A 2,222-nucleotide genomic window follows, 5' to 3' on the forward strand; every position below is an offset into this window, starting at 1 on the left:
AACCAATGCAGCTGATTCAACAGCAATGTCATCCGTAGCCCCAGGCTCTTCAACAACGTTTTCTACAACCTCTTCAACCTTCGGTGCTTCTTCTACTTTCTTATCTGATTTAAAAAGACGAGAAAACCATGAGCCTTTCTTTTCTGACATGCCTATAACCTTCAACCAAAATTAGGGTAAATTAAATGACTGCCATTTTATCAAAAATTTAGTGTCTATGCTTAATAGAGAACAAGTGTTAATTCAAACCCTTCTTTTCGCAACAACTCAATTAATCCCTCCTTACCAAAAAGATGGAGGTTACCTACAGTAATAAAATTATAACTATGCTGATCACCCTTCCACAAAATGGTTTTGACTTCATCGGGCAAAATTGCATCTGCTCGGCCTACATGAAAAGTTCCTAGCAATGCACCAATAGATTATCTTGATACTTAATTTTCCATAGAAATGATGTAGGCTCATTTAAAGTATCTTGAACTGATGCCAAAACACTCAAAACTGATAATAACTAACGATACACATAATAAGTGACAAATATGTTTAAACATAATGAGTCCTTTTATTTTTATCATAATGTTGGGGAATAATTTTTGATAAATTCACAAATACTTGGGTAATCTCCACGGAAAATTACGCGCTCTTTTTTCCTATTTAGCTGATACTGGTACATAGGATCATAATATTCTGTCAATAAAATTACTAGCCAATCTAAATGTCGATCAATAGTACCCGCTGTGAACTGTTCCACTAAAGCATCATCTAAAATTTGTTGTAAAACGGTATATCGCCCCAATCCCAATCGTTTACGTAATACAAACAAACCTTGCTTTAAATAATCTTGATATTTTTCCCACCCCAATATTTCACCATAAGCCTGACGGTATTTTTCTACCATCTCAGAAAAATATAGCTGAGAAATACGTTGTAAACGATGTTCCAAAGGTTCCTCCACAACAACAACAGGTGCTAGAGCCATTGCAGAATGTAATGATTCTGGTAAATGTACTTTACCAATATTGCGGCTTTCATCTTCTAACAGCCAAATAGGTAAATGATTTTTCTGTATACAATTGACTGCCAGAGCATTTTCAAATGTTGCTTGTGTCGGCTGATTAGTAATATTTTTCCCAAAAGCAGAACCGTGATGATTCGCCAAACCTTCTAAGTCAATCGTCACATCAAAGTTTTGCAAAAGCTCTGTTTTGCCTGTTCCAGTATCACCACTCACAATTAACATGGGATGATTACCAACATCCTCCAAAATGGATAGCAAATAATTTCTCAATCCTTTGTATCCCAAGTGAACACGTGGCAGTTCAATACCAATCTCTTGAAGCCAACTTTGTGATAATTTAGAGCGCATACCACCACGAGCACAATAGATTACAGCATCAGGATGATTCTCATAAAAATCTTGCCATGCTGTAATTTTATCTCTTCGATTATCACCTGAAACGAGTCGATGACCAAGTGCAATTGCTTTTTCTCGGCCTTGTTGCTTATAACATGTACCAACCGCCACTCGTTCGTCATCGAATAATATAGGAAAATTATGTGATGTAGGTAAATGCCCAACAGAAAACTCAATGGGCGCTCTTACATCTATGAATGGCGTGCCATTGAGTATCAGAGAATGATAATTCTCTATGTCCTGAGATATTGTCATTATTGAACGATTTCTTGTTCCACTGCCATATCATAAACCCAGCGTTGGTTTTCAGTACCTTTATTGTATTCTTTTAAACGTAAACGGTATGCAATCCCCTCTTCTGGTGAAAATCCTTCAATGATTCCTTCAAAAGGTTTCCAAGGTTCATTTTTATCTGTACGAATCTGTAAACATTTAGCCTCAGGATTAGAAGGACAAGCTATCTTTTCATTAGATACATAAATAAAAATACGCTCATAAATTTCAGCTTTAATATCTTTATATTGTCCTTGATCTAATACAACTGGCATATAAACACTTGTAGGCTCTTCAGCAATTGTGCCCACTAGAAATAAATTATTATCTTGGCGAACAACTTTAGGGTGATTTTCTAAAAAACTATTAATTCGTGTGCTCATACTTTCTAATGGCTCACTGCATGCCATTAATGTCGTTGCTAAATTTCGAGCAGCCACAAAATTATCTAAGTGATCGATTTCAAATCCTCCCATGATCGTATTACAACCACCAGTGATTCCAAATCGTTTTTCATCCATATTTAATGTTAATG

Annotated in this window: 2 protein-coding genes; both read right to left on the reverse strand. The window is 35.8% G+C overall.

The genetic code is table 11. From position 1 onward, the window contains the following. Positions 1-571: 571 nt before the first annotated feature. On the reverse strand, positions 572-1,669 hold the full coding sequence (gene mnmH, locus BZK14_RS11550) for a tRNA 2-selenouridine(34) synthase MnmH (RefSeq protein WP_077926628.1): 1,098 nt from the start codon (positions 1,667-1,669) through the stop codon (positions 572-574). Then, on the reverse strand, positions 1,669-2,222 hold a 554-nt coding region (locus tag BZK14_RS11555), incomplete at its 5' end, for a DUF4377 domain-containing protein (RefSeq protein ID WP_077926629.1). The genes mnmH and BZK14_RS11555, both read right to left, overlap by 1 nt.

The sequence above is a fragment of the Wohlfahrtiimonas larvae genome, assembly GCF_002006755.1.
Taxonomy (GTDB): domain Bacteria; phylum Pseudomonadota; class Gammaproteobacteria; order Cardiobacteriales; family Wohlfahrtiimonadaceae; genus Wohlfahrtiimonas; species Wohlfahrtiimonas larvae.

Bases quoted from the DNA above. Each gene is read 5' to 3' on its own strand.
- mnmH (WP_077926628.1), bottom strand. From the start codon at position 1,669: ATGACAATATCTCAGGACATAGAGAATTATCATTCTCTGATACTCAAT.